23 protein-coding genes are annotated in these 22,102 nt (G+C 39.6%); 16 read left to right on the top strand and 7 right to left on the bottom strand.

The genetic code is table 11. The features are described 5' to 3' along the window. Positions 1 to 112: 112 nt before the first annotated feature. The 4 genes from ACY3XC_RS17925 to ACY3XC_RS17910 all read left to right on the top strand — a co-directional run bounded on the left by ACY3XC_RS17925 (position 113) and on the right by ACY3XC_RS17910 (position 3,817). On the top strand, positions 113 to 1,300 hold the full coding sequence (locus tag ACY3XC_RS17925) for an amidohydrolase (RefSeq protein WP_464869784.1): 1,188 nt from the start codon (positions 113 to 115) through the stop codon (positions 1,298 to 1,300). Positions 1,301 to 1,615: 315 nt separating this feature from the next. After that, positions 1,616 to 2,386, top strand: a complete 771-nt coding sequence (locus ACY3XC_RS17920) for a transporter substrate-binding domain-containing protein (RefSeq protein ID WP_464869763.1) — start codon at positions 1,616 to 1,618, stop codon at positions 2,384 to 2,386. Between the two features lie 61 nt (positions 2,387 to 2,447). Further along, on the top strand, positions 2,448 to 3,092 hold the full coding sequence (locus ACY3XC_RS17915; RefSeq protein WP_179156818.1) for an amino acid ABC transporter permease: 645 nt from the start codon (positions 2,448 to 2,450) through the stop codon (positions 3,090 to 3,092). Beyond that, the gene (locus ACY3XC_RS17910) at positions 3,089 to 3,817 is read left to right on the top strand and encodes an amino acid ABC transporter ATP-binding protein (RefSeq protein ID WP_306430713.1); all 729 of its coding nucleotides are present in this window, start codon (positions 3,089 to 3,091) and stop codon (positions 3,815 to 3,817) included. Before ACY3XC_RS17915 ends, ACY3XC_RS17910 begins: the two co-directional genes overlap by 4 nt. Positions 3,818 to 3,899: 82 nt before the next feature. Here the strand turns inward: ACY3XC_RS17910 and ACY3XC_RS17905 are convergent, their stop codons facing one another. Beyond that, on the bottom strand, positions 3,900 to 4,322 hold the full coding sequence (locus ACY3XC_RS17905; protein ID WP_464869762.1) for an HIT family protein: 423 nt from the start codon (positions 4,320 to 4,322) through the stop codon (positions 3,900 to 3,902). Between the two features lie 227 nt (positions 4,323 to 4,549). Between ACY3XC_RS17905 and ACY3XC_RS17900 the strand changes: the two genes are divergently transcribed. The 7 genes from ACY3XC_RS17900 (at position 4,550) to ACY3XC_RS17870 (ending at position 11,813) form a co-directional block, all read left to right on the top strand. Beyond that, entirely contained in the window at positions 4,550 to 5,218 is a 669-nt protein-coding gene (locus ACY3XC_RS17900) for a GntR family transcriptional regulator (protein ID WP_464869761.1), read from the top strand. Continuing rightward, positions 5,215 to 6,237, top strand: coding sequence for a TRAP transporter substrate-binding protein (locus tag ACY3XC_RS17895; RefSeq protein ID WP_464869760.1), 1,023 nt, complete (start codon positions 5,215 to 5,217; stop codon positions 6,235 to 6,237). The genes ACY3XC_RS17900 and ACY3XC_RS17895 overlap by 4 nt, the downstream gene beginning before the upstream one ends. 61 nt (positions 6,238 to 6,298) lie before the next feature. Then, positions 6,299 to 6,793, top strand: coding sequence for a TRAP transporter small permease (locus ACY3XC_RS17890; RefSeq protein ID WP_179161562.1), 495 nt, complete (start codon positions 6,299 to 6,301; stop codon positions 6,791 to 6,793). Beyond that, complete coding sequence (locus ACY3XC_RS17885) at positions 6,790 to 8,073, top strand: TRAP transporter large permease (RefSeq protein WP_464869759.1); 1,284 nt, start codon at positions 6,790 to 6,792, stop codon at positions 8,071 to 8,073. The genes ACY3XC_RS17890 and ACY3XC_RS17885 overlap by 4 nt, the downstream gene beginning before the upstream one ends. Positions 8,074 to 8,181: 108 nt before the next feature. Beyond that, complete coding sequence (locus ACY3XC_RS17880) at positions 8,182 to 9,381, top strand: aminotransferase class I/II-fold pyridoxal phosphate-dependent enzyme (RefSeq protein WP_464869758.1); 1,200 nt, start codon at positions 8,182 to 8,184, stop codon at positions 9,379 to 9,381. Between the two features lie 51 nt (positions 9,382 to 9,432). Beyond that, positions 9,433 to 11,079 (top strand): M20/M25/M40 family metallo-hydrolase, encoded by a 1,647-nt coding sequence (locus ACY3XC_RS17875; protein ID WP_464869757.1) that lies wholly within the window; start codon positions 9,433 to 9,435, stop codon positions 11,077 to 11,079. A 110-nt stretch (positions 11,080 to 11,189) separates the two neighbouring features. Next, positions 11,190 to 11,813 (top strand): pyridoxamine 5'-phosphate oxidase family protein, encoded by a 624-nt coding sequence (locus ACY3XC_RS17870; protein ID WP_464869756.1) that lies wholly within the window; start codon positions 11,190 to 11,192, stop codon positions 11,811 to 11,813. 74 nt (positions 11,814 to 11,887) lie between these two features. On the opposite strand, the gene ACY3XC_RS17865 is transcribed toward ACY3XC_RS17870, so the two are convergent. From ACY3XC_RS17865 to ACY3XC_RS17855, 3 genes are all read right to left on the bottom strand, one after another. Continuing rightward, positions 11,888 to 13,045: a pyridoxal-phosphate-dependent aminotransferase family protein gene (locus ACY3XC_RS17865; RefSeq protein WP_464869755.1), complete on the bottom strand. Its 1,158-nt coding sequence runs from the start codon at positions 13,043 to 13,045 to the stop codon at positions 11,888 to 11,890. Positions 13,046 to 13,309: 264 nt separating this feature from the next. Then, positions 13,310 to 15,586, bottom strand: a complete 2,277-nt coding sequence (locus ACY3XC_RS17860) for a sensor histidine kinase (protein ID WP_464869754.1) — start codon at positions 15,584 to 15,586, stop codon at positions 13,310 to 13,312. Continuing rightward, positions 15,564 to 16,256 (bottom strand): response regulator transcription factor, encoded by a 693-nt coding sequence (locus tag ACY3XC_RS17855; RefSeq protein ID WP_464869753.1) that lies wholly within the window; start codon positions 16,254 to 16,256, stop codon positions 15,564 to 15,566. Before ACY3XC_RS17855 ends, ACY3XC_RS17860 begins: the two co-directional genes overlap by 23 nt. Positions 16,257 to 16,480: 224 nt before the next feature. On the opposite strand from ACY3XC_RS17855, the gene ACY3XC_RS17850 reads away from it, so the two are divergent. The 5 genes from ACY3XC_RS17850 (at position 16,481) to ACY3XC_RS17830 (ending at position 19,237) form a co-directional block, all read left to right on the top strand. Beyond that, positions 16,481 to 16,966 (top strand): hypothetical protein, encoded by a 486-nt coding sequence (locus ACY3XC_RS17850; RefSeq protein WP_464869752.1) that lies wholly within the window; start codon positions 16,481 to 16,483, stop codon positions 16,964 to 16,966. 93 nt (positions 16,967 to 17,059) lie between these two features. Then, on the top strand, positions 17,060 to 17,626 hold the full coding sequence (locus ACY3XC_RS17845; protein WP_464869751.1) for an LOG family protein: 567 nt from the start codon (positions 17,060 to 17,062) through the stop codon (positions 17,624 to 17,626). A gap of 172 nt (positions 17,627 to 17,798) precedes the next feature. Next, complete coding sequence (locus tag ACY3XC_RS17840; protein WP_464869750.1) at positions 17,799 to 18,035, top strand: hypothetical protein; 237 nt, start codon at positions 17,799 to 17,801, stop codon at positions 18,033 to 18,035. Positions 18,036 to 18,525: 490 nt separating this feature from the next. Beyond that, complete coding sequence (locus ACY3XC_RS17835) at positions 18,526 to 18,912, top strand: hypothetical protein (RefSeq protein ID WP_464869749.1); 387 nt, start codon at positions 18,526 to 18,528, stop codon at positions 18,910 to 18,912. Further along, positions 18,902 to 19,237, top strand: a complete 336-nt coding sequence (locus ACY3XC_RS17830; protein ID WP_464869748.1) for a hypothetical protein — start codon at positions 18,902 to 18,904, stop codon at positions 19,235 to 19,237. Before ACY3XC_RS17835 ends, ACY3XC_RS17830 begins: the two co-directional genes overlap by 11 nt. A gap of 429 nt (positions 19,238 to 19,666) precedes the next feature. On the opposite strand, the gene hxlB is transcribed toward ACY3XC_RS17830, so the two are convergent. The 3 genes from hxlB to ACY3XC_RS17815 all read right to left on the bottom strand — a co-directional run bounded on the left by hxlB (position 19,667) and on the right by ACY3XC_RS17815 (position 22,010). Beyond that, positions 19,667 to 20,215: a 6-phospho-3-hexuloisomerase gene (gene hxlB, locus ACY3XC_RS17825; RefSeq protein WP_464869747.1), complete on the bottom strand. Its 549-nt coding sequence runs from the start codon at positions 20,213 to 20,215 to the stop codon at positions 19,667 to 19,669. A gap of 3 nt (positions 20,216 to 20,218) precedes the next feature. Beyond that, complete coding sequence (gene hxlA / locus ACY3XC_RS17820) at positions 20,219 to 20,845, bottom strand: 3-hexulose-6-phosphate synthase (protein ID WP_464869746.1); 627 nt, start codon at positions 20,843 to 20,845, stop codon at positions 20,219 to 20,221. A gap of 187 nt (positions 20,846 to 21,032) precedes the next feature. Further along, positions 21,033 to 22,010: a LacI family DNA-binding transcriptional regulator gene (locus ACY3XC_RS17815; protein WP_464869745.1), complete on the bottom strand. Its 978-nt coding sequence runs from the start codon at positions 22,008 to 22,010 to the stop codon at positions 21,033 to 21,035. Between the last annotated feature and the right edge of the window lie 92 nt (positions 22,011 to 22,102).

Below are 22,102 nucleotides of genomic sequence, written 5' to 3'. Positions count from 1 at the left end.
CTATAGATAATACGAAAGGGTCAGACCCCATAACTCAACTGAAAGTCACTAATTGATAGGATAGAATGGAGATACCTTTCATTCTTTGCCATCAAAAGGGGAGATGAAAATGATGAAAAGCGATTTAATGGGCATGTTAGAATCGCGTAAAGAAGAAATAATTCAAATCCGCCGCCATTTACATGAAAATCCTGAGATCTCTTTTAAAGAGGAGAAAACCGCTCAGTACATCGCGGATTTCTATAAAGGGAAAGATGTGGACATTCAAACGAATGTTGGTAACGGTTATGGCATAATCGTTACGATTAAAGGTGGAAAGCCTGGAAAAACGATTGGTCTTCGGGCTGATTTTGATGCCCTTCCTATTGTAGAAGAGGCGGATGTTCCGTTTAAGTCAAAGAATGAAGGTGTCATGCATGCATGCGGACATGACGGACATACGGCATACTTGTTAGTTTTGGCTGATTGCTTAATCCAATTAAAAGATTCCATCCCAGGCACCATCAAAATCATTCATCAACATGCAGAAGAAGTCCCGCCAGGCGGAGCAAAAAGTATTGTCGAGTCTGGCTTGATTGACGATTTAGATGCGATTTATGGCATTCATTTGTTACCGATGGGACCTGCGGGGACAGTTGGTTATCATGCCGGGTATTCCTTCAATGGCCGAGCATACATGAAATTGAAGGTGCAAGGAAGAGGCGGGCATGGTTCCTCTCCTCATCTAGCGAACGATGCTATTGTTGCTGCAGCACATTTTGTTACGGCTGCTCAAACGATTATTAGTCGGAGATTAAGTCCCTTCGATGTGGGTGTTATTACGATTGGATCTTTTGATGGAAAAGGGACATTCAACGTGATCAAGGACAGCGTAGAACTTGAAGGCGATATTCGCTATATGACTGTCGAAACAAAAGAAACGATTGAAAAAGAAGTGAAACGGATTGTAAGAGGAATTGAAGAAGAATTTGGCGTAACCTGTGAGCTTACCTATACTCCGGATTATCCGCCTTTATACAACGACCCTGAGCTTACGGCAATGGTTGCGGAAAGCTTGCGAACCATGAAGGATCACGATATTAAAGAAGTGAAGGAATTTCCGGCGTTGTCGCCATCTGAAGACTTTGCTTATTATGCTGAAAAATTCCCAGCCTGCTTCTTTTACATTGCTTGTACACCAAAAGGGGTAGAAAAGCCTTACTTCAATCATCATCCGAAATTTGATATCGATGAAGATGCGCTGCTCGTTGCTGCGAAAGCAGTTGGTCAGGTTGTCTGCAGTTATTATGAATTGAACTAAAAGAAAAAAGGGTGGTGCAATTTTGCACCATCCTTTTTAAGTAACAGTACTTCTTTTGTTTTTTCGGTCATTTCTACAAGTTTATTATTCTTAGCAATTGTAATAAAGAATATATAGAATAATAATTTTTTGGTATATATTTAAATTTAAAGGGCTTAATTCCTATGTTTACAGAAGAAAGTCAGCCTATTCCTTCTCGAATTTATTATATTTAAAGAATTTCCACTATTAAATTTATTCCGATTTATGTTATAGTATAAAAGGGTTAAAATTACTATGAATATAGTAATAACTTAAAAAAGAGGAGTGAATGAAATGAAAAAGTTTGGTCTTTTTACTTTGTTTTTGGTTCTTACTCTATTTATTGCGGCATGTGGAACCGATAAAACAGCAAGTAAAAGTGGGGATAATGAAAAAGTATATAAAGTTGGTGTAGATACAACTTATCCACCGTTTGAATTTAAAGAAGGAGACGAGTATAAGGGTATCGACATCGAGTTAATTAATGCAATTGCGAAAAATCAAGGGTTTGAAATCGAACTTTCTCCAATGGATTTTGGCGGAATTATCCCAGCAATGCAAGCTAACCAGCTTGACGTGGCGATTGCAGGAATGAGTATTACAGATGATCGAAAAAAGATTGTAGATTTCTCAACACCGTATTTTGACGCAGGATTAATCGCAGTTGTTAAAGAGGATAATTCAACGATTAAATCGGTTGATGACCTTAAAGGGAAAAAGGTTGCTGTTAAAAAAGGTACGTCAGGTGCGAAATATGCTGTAGACAATGCTTCAAAACTAGGAATTGAGGTTGTTCAATTTAACGATAGCCCTGCGATGTTCCAGGAAGTATCGAATGGAAATGCAGATGCTCTAATTGAAGATTACCCTGTTATCACATATGCCATTGCCCAGAAGGATCTTGGATTAAAAACTGTCGGGGATCGCTTAAATGGAGATCAATACGGAATTGCTGTATTAAAAGGTAAAAACCAGGATTTATTGGAAAAGATTAACAATGGACTTGCTGAACTCAAAAAAGATGGAACCTATGACAAAATTTTAAAAACGTATCTTGGTGAATAAAATAATAGGATAAGGCGTGCTTAAAGCGAGCGCGCCTTCTTTTTGAAAGGGGATGAAAAAGGTGGATATTATTGTTTCTGCTTTACCTATGTTGGTAAAAGGGCTTCAGGTAACACTTTATATCTTTTTGATTGCTATTATACTAGGTTTTTTAATAGGTTTAGTGATTGCCTTGCTGCGGCTTGCACCGCTTAAGATCTTAAATTGGATCGCAAAGGCTTATGTAGACGCCATTCGAGGAACACCATTTATTGTGCAATTGTTCTTTATCTATTTTGGGTTAAATTCGCTGCAAGTGATTTCCTTAGACAATACCACAGCAGGAATCATTACAGTTGCCATCAATGCAGGTGCGTATTTTGCTGAAATTATCAGGGCTGGTATTCAATCGATTGATAAAGGACAAACGGAAGCGGCTAGATCGATTGGCTTTACGAGTGCACAAACAATGCGCTTTATCGTGCTTCCACAGGCTTTTAGAAGAATGCTCCCAACGATTACGAATCAATCAATCATTAGCTTGAAAGATACTTCGCTTTTATCGGTCATTGGGATAGCCGATTTAACTCAGCAAGGTCAGATTCAAGCATCAGCAACATTTGAAGCGTTTAAGGTTTGGCTGGCTGTAGGTATCATTTACTTCATCATCATTTATTTGTTAACACTTCTTGCTAATTTCGTAGAGAGGAGGTTTGAACTTCGATGAGCATGATCACCGTAAAAAACTTAAGAAAATCATTTGGTAATCTAGAGGTATTAAAAGATATTAATGCCGAAGTGAAGGAAAAAGAGGTAATATGTGTTATCGGTCCTTCGGGTTCAGGTAAGAGTACGTTCCTTCGCTGCTTAAATCGATTGGAAGAGATATCCGGCGGTCAGGTAGTCATTAATGGACATGATATTACAGACAAAAAAATCGATCTTAACAAAGTAAGACAAGAGGTTGGAATGGTATTTCAACAATTTAATCTATTCCCTCATAAAACGGTTTTAGAAAACATCACATTAGGGCCTATTAAGATTCATTCAACAGAGAAAACAGCAGCGGAGAAACTAGCGCTTGATTTACTAGATAAAGTAGGACTAAGAGAAAAAGCAAATAGTTATCCGGGAGAACTGTCCGGTGGACAAAAGCAACGTGTTGCGATTGCAAGGGCTCTTGCCATGAATCCGAAGATTATGCTCTTTGACGAGCCGACTTCTGCACTGGATCCTGAAATGGTCGGTGATGTTTTAGAAGTCATGAAACAGCTTGCGATAGAGGGGATGACCATGGTCGTTGTTACCCATGAAATGGGCTTTGCACGAGAAGTTGGCGACCGTGTTATTTTCATGGACGGCGGATATATTGTGGAAGAAAATGAACCGAATGCGTTATTCGGCAACCCTCAGCATGAACGGACCAAGGCATTTTTAAGTAAGGTGCTTTAAGTACCAGTTACCATCGTAGTTATAAAAAGGATTGGGTTTCTCGCGCCTCACGGTGCAAGTGACCCAATCCTTTTAAATATTTCTACAGTGATCCTTTTATTGTTGCAATCATTTCCTTATATTGTTCTTCTGTTAAGTATGTTTTTCCTGGGTTCATTTCAAAAGTAGAACCCCAATCTGCTTTATCCTCGTATTTTGGCACGATGTGCATATGTAGGTGGTGCATTTTATCTCCATACGCTCCGTAATTAATTTTACCAGGTTGGAAAGCCTTGTCCACTGCGGCTGCAACCTTTTTCACATCGTTCATATAAGCCGCTAACTCCTGGCTGTCCAGTTCAAATAGTTCTTTTACATGGTCCTTGTATACCACATTACATCTGCCGGTATATGTCTGTTCTTTAAAAAGAAAAACTGTTGAAACCTCTAGATCGCAAATTTCAATCATAATGTCGTCCCGTCTTTCATCCTTCATACAATACATACATTCTTTATTTAATTCCATCCTGTTCATCCTCATCTGTACATTAATTTTCAAACTAGCTTTATTTTACCCCTAGCTAGATTAAAAGTATTTGTCTCAAAGTGTCGAATTTTATTTCATAACTCACTATAAATAGATAAAAAATCATCCTAATCTTTAAAATAATCTAAAAATTTTATTTACAAATAGATTCTGATAACTTAATATATCTGTATACAGTATACAGGTAGAAGGTGAGGTTGAAATCTTTGAAAAAAATTAGTCAGAATGTTTCATTGGCTGATCAAGCCTATAACTTATTAAAGAAAGCGATTATCTCAGCTGAACTTGCACCAGAGGAGGAACTGCCTGAAGAAAGATTAGCCAGTGACCTTGGCATTAGCCGTACTCCACTTCGGGAAGCGCTTAGAAGGTTAGCCATGGAGGGCCTTATTGTGCTGCATAAAGGACGCCCGGCGACCGTTGCAACTTTCACAATAGAAGATTCACTCGAGTATATGGAACTTCGACGCGTGTTAGAGATTTACAATATTGAAAAGGTTACCGCGACGTTAGATGAAGACATTATTAACGAGTTGCGGGAAAATTTAGTTCTTCAGTTGGAAGCGGTTACCAATAATCAGTTCCATGATTTCATTGAATTGGACCGAGAATTCCATTTGATCCTTGCATCGAGAAACCGAAACTCAAAATTCACCGAATTGATTCATCAAATGAATACGGGAATCAATCGTGCATTCCTCGTTTTATCAAACACACTTCAGATGAGCGCATACGAAGCCTACGAGGAACATGTACAGATAACCGAAGCCCTAGAGGCTAACAATGTTTCACTGGCAAAGGTTAACATGCTTGAACATATGCAAAACGTAGAAAATCGATTTTTAAGTTATTTCCATAAGGAGGAAAACAAATGAAAAAGTTAATCGTATTTTTACTCATCAGTATTCTAGTTATAACAGGCTGTGGCCGACCGAAGGATAGTGCTAAAACATCAGGTGAGGGTGGGGATAAGGAAGTACATACCATCCGTATCGCTTACTTAGTATCAGAAGAACAATCGTCACATCTGGCAGCATTAACCTATAAAGAAAAACTGGAAAAAGAATCAGATGGCCGTTTGAAAGTGGAATTGTATCCTAATGGACAGCTTTATCCCTCAGACCGTGAAGCCATTGAAGCGGTACAGCTTGGGAATATTGAAATGACGATTCCAGCTTTAGCTCCGCTTGCTTCATTTAACAAGAAATTTTTAGTGTTCGACTTACCATTCCTTTTCAATAACCACGAAGCTGCGTACAAAGCGCTGGATGGTGAACTTGGACAAGAATTACTAAAAGAGTTAGAGAAGAATGACTTAAAAGGTCTTGTATTTGCTGAAAATGGTTTCCGTAACATGTCCAATAATACAGGAGCGATTGAAAAGCCAGAAGATTTACAAGGTCTGAAATTCCGTACATTAGAAAATCCAGTTCATACAGATACCTTTAAATCCTTTGGAGCGAATGCATCACCATTTGCCTTTGGTGAATTATATACGGCATTGCAGCAAAAAACATATGATGCAATGGAAGCACCAATCTCCCTTTACTACACGAATAAGTTTTATGAAGTGCAAGACTACCTAACCATGACTGGTCACGTTTATGCAGCAACGATTCTTCTTATGAATAATAATTTTTATAATGGCCTTCCTAAAGATCTGCAGGAATTAGTCGTTAAGGCCTCAGAGGAATACCGTACTGAACAGCGTGAACTTGCTCAAAAGCAGGATGTGGAATTCTTAGAAAAGCTAAAAGAAACCGGTATGAAGGTAAATGAACTGACAGATGAGCAGCGCGAACAATTCCGTGAAGCGGCAAAGTCAGTTTATGATCAATATGTTCCTGAAATTGGTGAAGAATTAGTAAATAAAGCATTGGATGCAAATAAGTAGATAAAGGAGGAATCAAGATTCACTGTCTTGATTCCTTATTAATTAAGGGATGTGAGAGAAAATGGTGAAAAAATTCGCCCGCTTCGAAGAAATCATATTAGTTTTAACCCTGGCACTTATGGTTTTGCTTATTTTTGGGCAGGTAATCGGACGTTATGTGTTTCAAACAGCACCTAGCTGGACAGAAGAACTAGCCCGTTATATCCATATTTTCCAAGTGTGGATTGGAGCAAGTTATGCAGTTAAACTCCGTCAGCATATACGCGTTGAGGCGTTTATCACTCGTTTTCATGGTACTCCCCGCAAGATACTTGAAGGTTTAGGTGTTCTTATTTGGTTTTTTATTTCTTTATTTTTGGCTGTATTTGGGACAAATTTAGTTATTGCAAGCTTCGAACATGGACAACTTACTCCTGCCCTGCAGATTCCAATTTGGATCGCTTACTTGGCCGTTCCAATTGGAGGTGCCGGAATGGCAGTCCGGTTGATCCAGCAATTAGTGGATATTTGGAGAGGGGACTATGAGAAGCCAGAAAGTGAGGAGATTATCGGATGACGGTTGCATTATTATTCGGAACATTATTCATTTGTCTGTTAATTGGGGTACCGATAGCCATATCGTTAGGTGTGTCCGCCCTCGTCGCCATTTACTTTGGCTCAACGCTGCCACTAGATATCATTACCCAAAAAGCGTTCACTTCACTCGACTCCTTTCCGCTATTAGCTATTCCCTTTTTCATGCTCGCAGGAATCCTAATGGGAAAAGGCGGAGTGTCAAAGCGCCTGCTTGATTTAGCAACTGCGATGGTGGGCTGGATGACTGGCGGATTATCGATGGTCACAATCGTTGCTTGTATGTTCTTTGCTGCGATTTCCGGGTCGGGGCCTGCAACTGTTGCAGCAATTGGCGGATTTATGATCCCGGCGATGGTTGCCAAAAAGTATGATGGCGGATTTGCTGCTGCTGTTTCAGCGTCTGCCGGATCCATTGGTGTCATTATTCCACCAAGTATCCCGTTTGTTTTATATGGAGTTATCGGAAGCGTATCAGTTGGAAGTTTATTTCTAGCTGGAATTATTCCAGGACTACTCATAGGAATTGGATTAATGATTACATCCTATATCATTTCGAAAAAAAATGGATACAAACCCGAACATGTAAAGAGAATGGATTTTAAAAGTGTTTGGAAAGCAACAAGTGACGCAAAATGGGCGCTGTTAATCCCAGTCATTATCTTAGGAGGTATATACGGCGGTATTTTCTCGCCAACAGAAGCCGCCGTTGTCGCTGTTGTATATGCTTTAATTATTGGGAAGTTTGTCTATAAAGAATTAACTTGGCATAGCATCTTTGAGAGCTTCCGTGAAGCGGTCATTATCAATGCGACGACAATGATTATTATCGGATTATCCGTATCATTCGCTTACTTTATGACGCTCGAACAGATTCCAAATGATATTTCAGGTTTCCTTACTGAACTTTCTTCGAGCCCAGTTATTATTTTAATCGCCATTAATATTTTACTATTAATAGTTGGGATGTTTATTGACACAATCTCGGCCTTAGTCGTATTAACGCCAATTTTACTGCCAATTGTGACTGCGGTTGGTGTTGATCCTATTCATTTCGGAGTCATACTCGTTGCAAACCTTGCTATTGGCTTTATTACGCCGCCGCTTGGTGTCAATCTTTTCGTTGCTTCAAGCGTCGGAAAGGTAAAGTTCGAACGTATTGTCCGTGCTATTATACCGTTCATGGTGTCCATGATTATCTGTTTGTTGGTTATTACGTATATACCTGAACTATCACTTTGGCTGCCAGGCTTATTTGAATAAGCTAACTGTTAAGCCGCTTTAACCAAATAGGGATGCCAAAACATGTTAGATACTAACGGATCCCTTAACAATATCTACTAGATGATTTCATTAGGAAAGGTGAAAAATATGCCATTATCTATCAATCAAAAAGCAAAGAGATTGGAAGTCCCTGGAATCAGACAATTTTCCAATCAACTGATTCATTTTCCGGATGCAATCAATTTAACCATCGGCCAGCCAGATTTTCCAACACCTGATGCTGTAAAAAAGGCAGGGATTCGTGCCATTGAAAACAACCAAACGGGTTATTCTCATAATGCCGGCCTGCTGGAGTTAAGACAGGCTGCAGCTTCGTTCTTCAAGGATACCTACGGGTTTTCGTATGATCCTGAAACTGAAGTTATCATTACAAATGGAGCAAGTGAAGGAATTGATTCTGTTTTTCGAACCATACTCGAAGAAGACGACGAAGTTATTATTCCTGCCCCAATTTATTCGGGTTATGAACCTATTATCGAACTGTGCGGGGCAAAAGTAGTTTACTTTAATACAGCGGATACAGGCTTCCTTCCATCTCCAGAACGGCTGTTAGCGATGGTGACACCAAAAACAAAAGCAATTCTATTGAATTATCCATCCAATCCAACTGGCGTTACAATTGATCCTGAATTGATGGATCAACTTGTTTCTGTACTAGAAAATCTGGATATATATATCGTTTCTGATGAAATTTACAGTGAAAACACTTTCACAGGTGAACACCGCTCCTTTGCATCCTACCCACAGCTGCGGGATCGACTTTTTCTCATCCATGGATTATCAAAATCGCATTCCATGACCGGATGGAGAATTGGATTCACATTTGGATCGGAAAGACTTATGCAGCATGTTGTGAAGGTACACTTATATAACTCAATTTGTGCGACATTGCCGAGTCAGTATGCTGGTATTGAGGCACTGACTTCCTGCCGGAATGTTCCTTCAGAAATGAATGTTGAATATATCAAACGACGAGATTTTGTCTACGAACGTCTCACAAGTATGGGACTTGATGTGGTAAAACCAAATGGTGCGTTCTATATCTTTCCGGCTATTAAACAGTTTGGGATGCCGTCATTTGAATTCGCGACAAGGCTATTGCACGAAGGTGGAGTTGCCGTTGTTCCAGGCAGTACGTTCACAGAACATGGGGAAGGCTACATACGCATCTCCTATGCTTATGCTATGCCAATGCTGGAAGAGGGAATGAAACGGATCCAGCGATTTATTGAGACATTAGACAAGCAGTCAGTAGTATCGGGTTCCAGCTCTGAGGGTTGTTTGTAGTTAGAAATGCTTGCACATCCAAAAATTTTTTAATCTAAAGGAGTTTTTGAAATGAGTAATGTAAAATGGGGCACACCAGAATCATTGTGCGCATTACTTTGCGAGCTTGTAAGCTGGCAGAGCAGAACTCTTACTGAAGGCGAGTGTGAATTCGCTCATAAGGTAAAAGCAAAGTTTATGGAGTTAGACTACTTCAGGGAGAATCCATCTTACTTAGAGCTTAATGATGCTGGATTAGGGCGTAATGTCGTCACTGCTTTATATAAAAATCCAGAAGTGACGGAAACAATTGTCCTTATCAGTCATTTCGATACTGTTCATACGGAAGAATACGGTGATCTCGAACCATTCGCATTCCAGCCAAAGGAATTGACTCAAAAATTGAGGCAGCGTTTAGATGAGCTTCCAGAGGATGCACGTATCGATCTTGAATCTGGCAGCTATTTATTTGGCCGCGGGACGATGGACATGAAAATGGGCCTTGCCCTTCATATGGCTTTAATTGAAAAAGCCAGTATCGAAAAGTGGCCAATCAATTTATTGCTCGTCACAGTACCAGATGAAGAAGTAAATTCAGCTGGCATGCGTGCTGCGGTCCCAGAATTAGTTCGGTTACGAGACCAGCACCAATTAACATACAAATTATTCCTTAATAGTGAACCGTCTTTTTCACAGGAGCCAGGAGATCCGAATTATTATATTTATTCTGGAACTATTGGGAAAATCATGCCGGCAGTATTATTCTACGGTAAGGAAACACATGTTGGGGAACCAATGAGCGGCATGACAGCTAACTTTATGGCGTCCTTTTTGACACAACATATGGAATGGAATCCGTTATTCCGAGAGTCTGACCTCGGTGAAAAGACGCCATTACCTGTTTCGCTTCATCAAAAGGACTTAAAAATGGAATATTCGACCCAAACTCCCTATCGCGCCGCAGCTCTTTACAACGTCTTTCTTATGAAGCGCGGTGCAGAAGAGGTAATGCACATTTTTACTAAAGTGGCAGAAGATGCGGCACAAGCCTGTAATACGGCTTATTCGGAAATTTGTAAGCGTGAAGGCGTTAATCCAGTAGGTAAGGTTACCGTTCTAAGCTATGAAGAGCTGCTTGTGCATGCTGAAAAAAAATTAGGTGCCGAAACCATTAAAAGGATAAAGAACAGCGCTTTAAACAACCCAAAATGGGATGATCGTGAAAAATCTATCCGTATTGTTGACTCACTTATGATCCAGTGTCAAGAACTTGGGCCCGTAATGGTTCTATTGTTTGCACCGCCTTACTACCCAGCTGTCAATACATCAAAGGATCAACTTGTCATCGATTCGATTCATTTAATCAAAAAAGTTGGCAGGGAACAGTTTAATTTGGAGGTAAATCAAATTCATTACTTTAATGGAATCTGTGACCTTAGCTATGTTTCTTATGATGACAAAGGTGAAGGGTGGACTATGTTTGAACGTAATACGCCGGTATGGGGAGATACCTACAGCATTCCTTTTGCAGAAATGCAGGAGCTGCAAGGACCTGTATTAAACGTTGGCCCCTTCGGAAAAGATGCACACAAACGTACAGAGCGGCTCCATATAGAAAGCGCGTTTGTGCAGCTTCCTGTTATGTTAGAGACATTAGTCAGAAGCATGTTCCCTATTAAACCAGCAGCCTGTAAGTGCTCGGATTTAGTCGAAAGTTAAGAAATAAATGGTAAGTGTACTACAGATGTGAGATCGGTTTTTTGTCGATTTCTCGGGAAATAAATATCAATCTGGAGATTATTGTCAGTGTGTTTGTGGAGGTGTGTACGTTGTTTAAGGATGTTATTGAGACAGAAGAAGAACTGCGTTCTCTTATTGGAATTCCTAGCGAATTAGTAAAGAGGAAGGTAATTAACTATTTAGATCATCATTGTTCACATTTTATTTCAAAGTCACCATTTTTAGTTATGTCAACTTCTGACCATGAGGGATTTTGTGATGTTTCTCCACGAGGGGATATGCCAGGCTACGTACACGTCCTAAATGAGAAGCATCTAATTATTCCAGAAAGGCCCGGAAATAAAAGAATAGATTCCATGCGTAATATTTTGTCAAATCCAAAAGTGGGACTTTTATTCTTTATACCAGGTTTAGGAGAAACATTAAGAGTTAATGGCAGGGCTACTCTGGTTAAAGATATAGACCAGCTTGAACCTATGGCGGTAAAAGGCCGGAAACCACTTGTTGGTATTGGAGTGGAAGTAGAGGAATGTTTCATTCACTGTGCAAAGGCTTTTATTCGATCTGGGGTTTGGGATCCAAACTCTTGGGCTGCTCAAAAAACATTACCGTCTGCGGCACAGATGTTATTTGAGCATGCAAAACTTCCAAGCAGCAGTTCAGAATCGATTACAGAAAGGCTCCACGAAAGTTATACTAAAGGGCTATACTAGCAGTTGGGTGTATAGAATCAGAAAAGACGATTCAGTTTCGTTCGAATCGTCTTTTTATGGTTAATATTTATGGATTACTTCCGCTGAACAGACAAGAAGACCTTTTGTGCTGCAGTTACCCCTGCCCCTGGCTCGAAGGAGTAGGAGAAATCTTGTAAACCAGCCTCTATTAGTGAAAGGGCTTGAAGGATATCACTCGGGAAGCAATAGCCCATATGCCCAAATCTGAAAATTTTCCCTTGCAGATGGCCAAGGCCACCAGCAAAATCGAGATGGTATTTCTCCTTTACATGACTGATGAACGGAGATAATTCTACTCCTTCTGGAGCATATATTGCGGTAATAGTAGGAGATGCATACTCATCAGATGTCAACAGTCCAATAGAAAGTGCCTTCATCGATTCACGAACCATCTTTTTCATTAATTCATGTCTAGCCACGGTTTGTGCAAATCCGCCTTCCTCATCAATCAAATCACAAACAGCTGAAAGTCCAAAAATTAATGAAATCGCTGGAGTGTTGGGTGTCATTCCTTTTGAAGCCCACTCACGATAGCTTAATAAATCCAAGTAATAGGAAGGTGTATTATTTCCCTCTATCACTTTCCAGGCTCTTTCACTGACGCTTAAAAGTGCCAGTCCAGGAGGGAGCATCATCGCTTTTTGTGACCCAGTTACTAAAATATCAATTCCCCATTGATCCATCTCAGCAGGAGCTCCACCGAGGCAGCTAACGCCATCGACGATAAATAGAGCATCCGTATGGGTACGAACCACTTTTGCTAATTTTTCAATGGGGTTAAGGATACCTGTTGAGGTCTCGTTGTAGGTGGCAAAAACAGCTTTTATATTCGATAAAGATTTTAGAAACTGAATCAAATCCTCTTCTGTACAGGCCTCGCCCCAGCTTTTTTCAAGCTTATGTACCTTAAAGCCATTTTTCTCACAAATCGAAACGAAATAATCACCAAAGGCGCCGACGGTGATGACCACCACCTCATCTCCAGGGGAAACTGTATTTACAGCAGCTGCTTCTAATGCGGCCGTACCGCCTGATGGAAGTAGTAAGATATCTTGCTCCGTTCCGAAAATAGGTTTCACACGATTGGTCGTTTCTTGGTATAACCGTACAAATTCCCCGGTGCGATGACTGATCATATCCTGGTTCATGGCAAGCTGAACCTTTTTAGGTATTGGCGTTGGTCCTGGGTGTCTTAAAATATTTGGATACATATGATTCCCTCCATTTTATTGGTAGTATGTAACTATTTTTTAAAACTTGAGGACTGTATTTTATGTGTTCCATTTCATGGATATCTCTGACTCTATAATATAGTAATTTCCAGTACAACCACAACCTTGGAAAAATTAAAAAAAGATTCGGCATGTGCCGAATCCAAATAGGGGTATGAAAGCTGGGCAAAGTACGTAACACCTTCATATTTACATTATGCCAGCTAAACATAAAAAAAAGGTTAATATTAGGTTAAGATATTATTAAGCTTTGTTTGATCCATCTTTTTCGAAACAGTCTAATAGAATGGTGACTTTAAATAAATCCCCATCTGTCTCGATATCTAGCGTTCCTTCATGTAGGTCGATGATAGATTTTGCAATCGCCAGCCCTAGGCCAGAGCCTTCCGTTTGCCGTGATGTATCTCCCCGTTTGAATCTTTCAAACAGTTCCTCGCCGTTATCACTCATTTCATATTTAGAAACGTTTTTAAATGTAATCACCGCTTGATCATTCATTTCCACGATTGCAATATAGACACGTGAGTTTTCCAGTGAATATTTGAGGATATTGCCAATTAAGTTATCGAAGACACGCCACAGCTTCTGGCCATCTACCCATGCAAGTAAAGGTTTTTCTGTGTTGGGTACCCGGAACTGCAAGGTCGAATCTTTGATCATTTCATCATATTCCCCGAGTGCTTGTTGTAAAAGCTGAACGAGATCCACCTTTTCCTTCGTTAACTGGATATTGCCGCTCGCCATTTTTGAGACTTCAAATAAATCATCAATCAATACCTTTAACCGCTTTGATTTTCGATCGATGATTTCCAGATAAGCAGCTCTTTCCTCATTCGATATCTCTGCAGCCTTTAAAAGCTCCGTATACGTAATAATGGAGGTGAGCGGTGTCCGCAAATCGTGGCTGACATTTGTAATCAATTCGGTCTTCAGGCGTTCACTTTTTGCTTGTGCATTTTCTGATGCCTTTACCCCTTGTTTTAACATATTTACATTGCCAGCAAGAGTCGCCAATACTGTTTTTCCAGTCAGCTGAAGGTCTTCCCCTAATTTACCTGCAGCCAGCTCGTCTGTTTTTTCTACAATTCTGTTAAAATATCCAATTCGATTCACGATCGTAACTCCAAGTGGTATCCCAATCACAGCGAGCAATAGCAGATATACCAGTATGAAAATAGGATGAATCACGACCATTATGGAAGCTAATCCTAATCCAAAAACCGCACCTAAAACAATAAATAACTGAGTTCCAGTGCTGCGATTTAAAAAGGCTTCGTGCAGGCTGTCAGCTGATTCATCAATATAATGTAAGGATTTATGGTAGAGGATCTTTGCCAGCACTCCTGCTTTCAGTAAAATTGACTTTTTCCAAGCGGCATTTAACTTTTCTGAAGAAAGAAGCTTCCACTGCAAAAGGGCTGTATATGATAGAACCGCTGCCAAAATACCCCACAGCCCAAGTTCGACACCATATAATAAATAAGGATAACTACTAAAAAAAAGCAATTCATCATTGATTAGAAACAACGTGAAGATGTCAGCGAAGCAGGTTCCTAGTAACAAGACCACTCTAACGTCAATTGGAAGTTTACTATAAAGAGGGCGCCACCGTTCCACTGCAGCGGGAATGGCCTTTGATTTTTTTATAAAAAAGAGTGATAAGATTAACGCCGCTAAACCAACCAGGCTATATACGATTAAAAGGAACTGTGTCTGTTCGTACCTTTCCTTCTCAGCCATGATGAAGTTGGAGGAATTTCGGACAGCAATTTGTGCTTCTACTCCATCACTGGTTTTCGGAGCAACAGAGTCCGTTAGTTCTTCATAGCCGGAAAGCGTAAAATGAAGTACATGATCTCTCGGTATCGAATAGCTTGTTCGATAAACCGTGGTGTTTTGATTGTTTAGATATTTCGTTGGCGATTCATTTGCTGTAAGATTTAAATTCGTATATACCTGGGACCCATCTTTCATATAGTAGAAAAAAGCGTTTTTGTAGCGGGAATAGTCCTCACGGTAATTTTCTCTATCCCGATAGTATGCCTCCAGGCTTTTTTCCTTTTCATCGAGTACCTTTGATTTCACATATTCATCATTGTTAAAGATTTTCGTGAGTTCCTCTATTTTTGCATCTCTCTCCGCAAAAATTGTCGTGGAATCCCCGTTGTTCGATCCCTGAAGACTTTCATCAAATTCAACTTCGATTTGTGCATCATACTCTGCTTCAATGCTAGCAATTTGACTTGATAGACTTCCATTTCGGAATCGGTACTGATTCATTTCGGCTTCAGTTACGCTTAATGATTTCTTCGCGTCCTCCATTTTTATGTCATTTAGCTCGAAAACACTTAGATAGCCGACGAATTGATCGATCTCGCTCCAAAATTGAGGTGTCTCGAAATAGTCTTTGCTAGAATATGAGTTTCCTAAAGTAAATAGGGTGAAAAGGCTGCTTAGCCCAAAGGTGAGCAATAGGATTAGGACAGTAAGACCTAGATTATTTTTCAATTTTGTAGCCAATTCCCCACACCACCTTTAGATATCTTGGGTTTTTCGCATCGATCTCGACCTTTTCACGAATTTTACGAATATGGACCGCTACGGTGTTTTCTGCGTTATATCCAGGTTCCTTCCAAACCCGCTCATAGATTTCGTTAATCGAGAACACCCTTCCTGCATTGGTCATTAGCAGCTCAACGATTTTATATTCAATCGGTGTCAACTTCACAGGTTCGCCGTGGACAGTCACTTCTTTTGCTTCAGAATCTAAGGTAAGCCCGTTCAAATTAATAACTTTTTTGATTCCTTCATAGGTACCAAATGTTACATACCTTCTCAATTGTGATTTAACGCGCGCCACCAGCTCCATGGGATTGAACGGCTTTGTGACGTAGTCATCTGCTCCCACTTGAAGACCAAGGATTTTGTCCGTATCCTCACTTTTGGCACTGAGGATGATGATTGGTATGTTTTTCATTTCCCGTATTTTATATGTAGCTGAAATTCCATCAAGCTTCGGCATCATCACATCCAAGATAATCAGATGGACCTGGTGCTCATTTAAAATCTCAAGTGCCTCAATCCCGTCCTTTGCCTTTAAGACTGTAATTCCTTCATTTTTTAGATAGATTTCAATCGCATCACGTATTTCCATCTCATCATCGACAACCAATACAAAATAATGCTCCATTTTCCCGCCTGCTTTCTAGTAGCATCTATCCCTATCATAATAGTAAATGGAAAATCTTAATATTAATTTATCAGAAATCTTAAGAATTTCTTAAGATTGGAAGACTTTTATAATAGTAAAAAAGCTTGAGAGCTCATTGTTAATTGTGTGATTTTTATGTTTATTTTTAGGACATAACATATAAGGTAACGAAGTTCATAAATTTAAAAAAAGGGGGTGTTGTGATGGGTAAGGAGTTTTCGAATCATGATTCTGTAAGAATGGCGATGATTGCCGGTGCTATCATTGGAATAGTCGGTATAGGAGTTATTACTAGTAATGTTTTACTCGGTTCAGTGGTTCTTTTGTTAGCGGTAGCAGCCTTTGGTTTGTTTATGTACTATGGGACGGATAAAATGGTTATTTGTCACGATAAAGGCTTTACCGTGAAGATTGTGAACAAAGCTAAAGGAACGTCACTCCATGAGTACGGCTGGGGAGAGATTACGGAAACCAGATACTATGATAATGAAAGTGAAGAAGACCATTTGACTACCAGGCGTATACTTGTTAAGACGGCAAACGGTCCTGCGTTTAATCTCTATGCGATGAAAGGCTTCGATGAACTTATCTCCATTTTTAATCAAAAAACCAGCCATTTGCCGTATGTTTGGGTGAAACCCAGAGAGATGTCTACTATTTTTTTGAAGCGAGAGCGCAGCTTTCTTTAGGAGCAGGAAGATTACTTCCTGTTTCTTAAGTTTGTTTTACTTACAATCTTTCCATATAATCATAGTAAAACGGTAAACTTAGGAGGCGGCAGCATGAAACGAGTGGCGGTATATTGCGGTTCAAGTTTAGGTGCTTCAGAGGCTTATAAAACAGGAGCGATTCAATTAGGGAAAGAGCTTGCGAAGCGGAATATTACCTTGGTTTATGGAGGTTCAAGTATCGGATTGATGGGCGCCGTCGCAGATACGGTGTTAAATGAAGGCGGGCATGCGATTGGTGTGATACCTAAGATTTTGGAGAAACGTGAAATCTCCCATAAGGGGTTAACGGAATTAATCACTGTGGACACCATGCATGAACGAAAAGCAAAAATGGCCGAGTTGGTGGATGGATTTGTGGTGATGCCCGGCGGGACTGGAACGCTAGAAGAGTTTTTCGAGGTATTTACCTGGGGACAAATTGGGCTCCATAAAAAGCCGTGCGGACTTCTCAACATCAATCGTTATTACGACCCACTGATTCGATTGTTCGAGCATATGATCGAACAAAAGTTTCTGCAGGAAAAATTCGGTTCGATGGCAATTATTGAGGAAGAGCCGGCGGCCTTGCTCGATAAATTTCTAAACTATGAGGCTCCTTCGGTGAAGGCATTTAAATAAGAAGACATGGGAAAAAGCAGTGGATATCACTGCTTTTATGATTGTATGGTGAGTTTTTTAAAAGTATCACTTCACTATTATGTGTATCACCGTTTATGCCGTAATTAGATTTTTCAATATGAGCTGAAGAATGGTACAATAATGTTAAATTATAGCAAGGAGAGATGCCTACGTGAAACCAATTAAATTGGAAGATGAAGAAATAAAAAAAGCCGTTAATTCAGGTGAGTCGTATTTTCAAATAGGTAATCGAAAATTTCTTTTATTTGAAGTCGAGCAAATAAAAGAACCCAATGTTTATGAGGTAAGTGACCAGGAAGAGGAAAGAAAACTTTTAGAGGCTTTAGAAGATGAAAACCCTATATTATCGGAAGAAGAGATTAGCAGATTGATGGACGACCATTTATGAAAGTACAGTGGAGAAAGTCAGCGATTCAAATCATTACTTGAGCTTGATAGTTGGAGGTCAACTGTTGAACTTCCCCCCATTGGGCACCTGCTTAGGATATCAATTGAGCATTACTTTCATCACAAAGACTTAATACTTCATGTTCCAGGTAGAGCTGTAATCATTAGAAAATATCCTGTTGATTTACGAATGGTATTAATATCAGTTGGAAAATCCGATCCTTACAAAGTGTTTTTTCGACTTGCCTCGAGAAATATTGAGGTATTTTTAATAAGACATCCCCATCAAAAACCTCTGTAATTGTTCCCCAAATCAGTGTTCCGTCATTAAGCATTTTTCCTATACCATTGACAGTAATCATAGATTGTAATGACTATTTAGAAAAAGTGATCATAGTTCTGAATTCATGAGACTTTTCTTTTTTATAAAGTATAGATAGTAAATAGGCTTGCTATTGGATCATTTGTACGAAAGAAGGAGGGAAGGATAAGTGAGAGAAAAGATAATAGAAAAAGTTCGATACATAATTAATCAGGTTAATACAGATGGATTAAAGTGGAAAAAGGGAAAGGATATAAACCATCTTAGGGTTAGGAAAGAATACGGACACATTCCTAACGACTTTACGTTAAAGGATTACGAAGCTATTATATTGAATATAATGAATGGTAGAGGAAATGATATTTATTTATACTTTGTTAAAGGATTTAAGAAGAATTATATCGTTTTTGGAGATGGATTATGGATTGTAATTATAGGAGAGGATTGTTTAATGGAGACTTCCTTCCCGATTGATGGGGATTATTTTGATTATCTCTCAAAGAAAAAGGGATATGAATATTTTGGGAAAGTTGAGGAGGTGTTCAATGATGTCTAGACACAATAAAAGTATTGAAATCTACGGAAAATGTGTAGTTGATATTGAGGTAAGCCCATTTGAATCGGTTGATATGCTGCATAGACGAAGTAACTTAGAATCAGTTATTCAAGAGCTGACAAATGAAGAAAAAATTAAATTATTGAGTTATGATACGGAATTAATTAAAAATGCCAAATCGATGTCAGAACATATCGGAGAAATTTATGACTTCTCATCATCAGATGAACCGTTAAGTGAGTGGTGGTGGCATTTAGATAAAGTTGCAAGTGGTAAAATTGCCTTTCATTTAAGTCCAAAGATCGAATCCGACTTGGCAATATAATATTATTATCCAATATCTTACTACTAGCAAAATGGGTCACTAGCTTAAAATCTAAATCCCTGACTACTAAGGTGGCAGGGATTTTTCTACTGTAAAAATGCACATTCCCTTCGACAGGTCTTGCACTCATTTTCCATAGAAACCCCACGCATTCATTGGGTTCAGCCTCAAACTAATCAAATGTTTGATTAGTTCTTGCGCTGTCAAAAACAGCCTGCTAGTGCAGCAAATTAGCCCTGTGTGACAGAATTTGTAACTTGCCAAGAAGAACTTACCTAATCCTCGACAAAAAATTTCCCGGAAAACTATTCAATGTTCGTTTATCAAAAGGGTCTCCAGCTGTTTTAATTAAACGTTTATTTAAGTTGAAAAACTAGCAAACGTTGTCGAAAAGGAAAGACCCATTGTAAATGGGTCTTTGAAATTACCCTATTCTAAATTACTATGACGACTAAATGCAGCTGTGTGGTCCACTTGAGTAATTTCGCTGTACTGAAGACATAGGGTATCAAATACAATATGAGCACACTGGTCAAATAGTGAACCAAGCGGCTGAATGGTTCTTAGTTCATTCTCACGGCGATATTTGGTGGCAGCTGGAACGTGAAGAATAGTGGTTGCAGCGACTGCTAATGGTGATTCAGGATTTGTGGTAACACCCACCACGGAACAGCCAAGCGAATTTGTTTTTTCAGCGGTCCAAACGACATTCTTGGTTGTACCTGAGCCGGATATAGCTACTAATAGGTCACCATCGGCAATTGAAGGGGAGATGGTTTCACCTACAACATAAACGGTTGCTCCTAAGTGCATTAAGCGCATCGCAAACGATTTTGCCATCAAGCCGGAACGTCCTTCACCAATGACAAAAATACGCTTCGCTTTTTGCAATTGGACTGCAGTATCTTGAAGTTGGTTTTCTTCTACTTGGCTTAACACTGTTTCTATTTCTTTTATAATAGTAGGAATGAGTAACATGTTTTATCTGGCCTCCACACATTTAAATTTTGCCGCAGCTTCTGCTGGATTCTCCGCCTTTGTAATGGCTGAACCAATAATTACGACAGATGGATTGAGCGTCTTTTGTAAGGATGCCAATGACTCCAAGGTAATCCCGCCCGCTGCCGCAATGGTCATGCTGGATTCATAGATGTTATTACTTCCTGAACCATGATTGGAGGCACCGAGTTCCTCCTGCTGATCCTTACTCACATGCTCACAAAATACTGCATTTTTGTATTTCATTAAATCTCTTTTTTGCTGTTCAGATGTATTTAATAAATCAATCATCACTGTTTTGTTGTATCGCCCGGCAACGTCCATACATGCGTCAATTGTTACCAGGGGAGACACACCCATCACTGTAGCGACATCGGCTCCAGCCTCAAAACACATTTCAAACTCATAACGGGCATTATCTATCGTTTTGATATCGGCAACAATCGTTTTAGCAGGGAAAGCTTTTTTCATCTCTTTAACACTAGCCATCCCAAATTCCTTGATTAATGAGGTCCCGACCTCAATCCAATCAATCGAATCCGCCACTTTTCTTGTTAATTCGATCGCTTCGTTTATTTCCATTCGATCCAAAGCAAGCTGTATTTTCATCGTCTAAACTCCTTTTTCAGCAGTTAGATAAATCGGTTTACTAAATCGATTTATTAAATGATTATACTTCAATTGTAAGCGTTCTTCAATAGGGAAAAGGTGGCCTCGGTGCCAGGAGGATACGTACCTACTGTCCGCCTGAGATGGACAGTGTCCACGAGCGGTGACAGGCACCGAGACCAAAGCACTACATCATTTTACTCGGAAATACGAATACTTGTGGTTCATGGTTTTCTTTTTGAATTTGTTGATAGAGCAGCTCGGCTGCTTTTCTGCCCATTTCGGTTGCGGGCTGGATGATAAAGGAGAGGGTGGTCTCGAGCATTTGCGAGAATGGGATATTGTCAAATACGACTACATCAAGGTCCTTTCCAAACTTGATCCCTTTTTCTTTTATAAATTCTCCAAGTGTGATAAAAACACGGTCATTTGCTGCAAATAGGGCCGTTGGTTTTACATCTAAGGAAAAGAGCTGTTCCAGTTTTCCTTTCATTTCAGCTATACTTCCTTCAATAATGAAGTCTGGATTCAATTCTAACCCTGCATCTGTTAGTGCGTTTTTGTATCCTTCTAATCTATCTATCCGTGTACTGACTGTCAGTGGCTGCACGGCGAAGGCAATATTCTGATGTCCCTTCGAAATAAAGTGTTGAATCGCCTTGTATGTGGATTCAGTATTATCAGTAATCACGGTAAATACATCTGGATTTTCTACTTTTCTATCTACAAATACAACAGGATAGTTTTGCTTAACCATGCTTTCATATAAAGCATGGTTTTTCCCTGTGGGAAAAATGATCAAACCATCCACTTGTTTGGCTCGGAGCATTTCAATGTATTTCTTTTCTTTTTCAGGGTCATCATCAGCGTTGCAGACGATTGCCTGTAAATCGTATTGATGGAAGAAATCCTCAACGGCGCGGCTAACCTCTGTTGAAAAATAGTGAGTAATATTCGCGACAATGATTCCAATAAGAGAAGTGCGTTTTTGCTTAAGACTTCGCGCCAAGAAATTTGGCTGGTAGCCAAGGGTGGTGATGGCTTCTTCAATTTTCTGCTTTGTTTTTTCACCCATATATTCATATCGTTTATTTAAATATTGAGAAACAGTGCTCTTTGATACACCAGCTTCACGGGCCACGTCGGCCATTGTAACTTTTTCCATGCCTATCTTCCTCTTTCCATTGGTCACTGCTTTCATTTTAACGACAAATTTACTATTTATCCAGTGGCTGGCAGTAATAGGAGATCACATAA

This window comes from Bacillus sp. CZDM1 (assembly GCF_055502545.1).
This window is presented reverse-complemented; position numbering and strand designations above follow the sequence as displayed.

Excerpts from the sequence above, each read along its gene's own strand:
- ACY3XC_RS17925 (WP_464869784.1), top strand. The coding sequence starts at position 113 with ATGAAAAGCGATTTAATGGGCATGTTAGAATCGCGTAAAGAAGAAATA.
- ACY3XC_RS17920 (WP_464869763.1), top strand. The coding sequence starts at position 1,616 with ATGAAAAAGTTTGGTCTTTTTACTTTGTTTTTGGTTCTTACTCTATTT.
- ACY3XC_RS17910 (WP_306430713.1), top strand. The coding sequence starts at position 3,089 with ATGAGCATGATCACCGTAAAAAACTTAAGAAAATCATTTGGTAATCTA.
- ACY3XC_RS17905 (WP_464869762.1), bottom strand. The coding sequence starts at position 4,322 with ATGGAATTAAATAAAGAATGTATGTATTGTATGAAGGATGAAAGACGG.
- ACY3XC_RS17895 (WP_464869760.1), top strand. The coding sequence starts at position 5,215 with ATGAAAAAGTTAATCGTATTTTTACTCATCAGTATTCTAGTTATAACA.
- ACY3XC_RS17890 (WP_179161562.1), top strand. The coding sequence starts at position 6,299 with ATGGTGAAAAAATTCGCCCGCTTCGAAGAAATCATATTAGTTTTAACC.
- ACY3XC_RS17885 (WP_464869759.1), top strand. The coding sequence starts at position 6,790 with ATGACGGTTGCATTATTATTCGGAACATTATTCATTTGTCTGTTAATT.
- ACY3XC_RS17880 (WP_464869758.1), top strand. The coding sequence starts at position 8,182 with ATGCCATTATCTATCAATCAAAAAGCAAAGAGATTGGAAGTCCCTGGA.
- ACY3XC_RS17875 (WP_464869757.1), top strand. The coding sequence starts at position 9,433 with ATGAGTAATGTAAAATGGGGCACACCAGAATCATTGTGCGCATTACTT.
- ACY3XC_RS17865 (WP_464869755.1), bottom strand. The coding sequence starts at position 13,045 with ATGTATCCAAATATTTTAAGACACCCAGGACCAACGCCAATACCTAAA.
- ACY3XC_RS17855 (WP_464869753.1), bottom strand. The coding sequence starts at position 16,256 with ATGGAGCATTATTTTGTATTGGTTGTCGATGATGAGATGGAAATACGT.
- ACY3XC_RS17850 (WP_464869752.1), top strand. The coding sequence starts at position 16,481 with ATGGGTAAGGAGTTTTCGAATCATGATTCTGTAAGAATGGCGATGATT.
- ACY3XC_RS17845 (WP_464869751.1), top strand. The coding sequence starts at position 17,060 with ATGAAACGAGTGGCGGTATATTGCGGTTCAAGTTTAGGTGCTTCAGAG.
- ACY3XC_RS17830 (WP_464869748.1), top strand. The coding sequence starts at position 18,902 with ATGATGTCTAGACACAATAAAAGTATTGAAATCTACGGAAAATGTGTA.
- hxlB (WP_464869747.1), bottom strand. The coding sequence starts at position 20,215 with ATGTTACTCATTCCTACTATTATAAAAGAAATAGAAACAGTGTTAAGC.
- hxlA (WP_464869746.1), bottom strand. The coding sequence starts at position 20,845 with ATGAAAATACAGCTTGCTTTGGATCGAATGGAAATAAACGAAGCGATC.
- ACY3XC_RS17815 (WP_464869745.1), bottom strand. The coding sequence starts at position 22,010 with ATGGAAAAAGTTACAATGGCCGACGTGGCCCGTGAAGCTGGTGTATCA.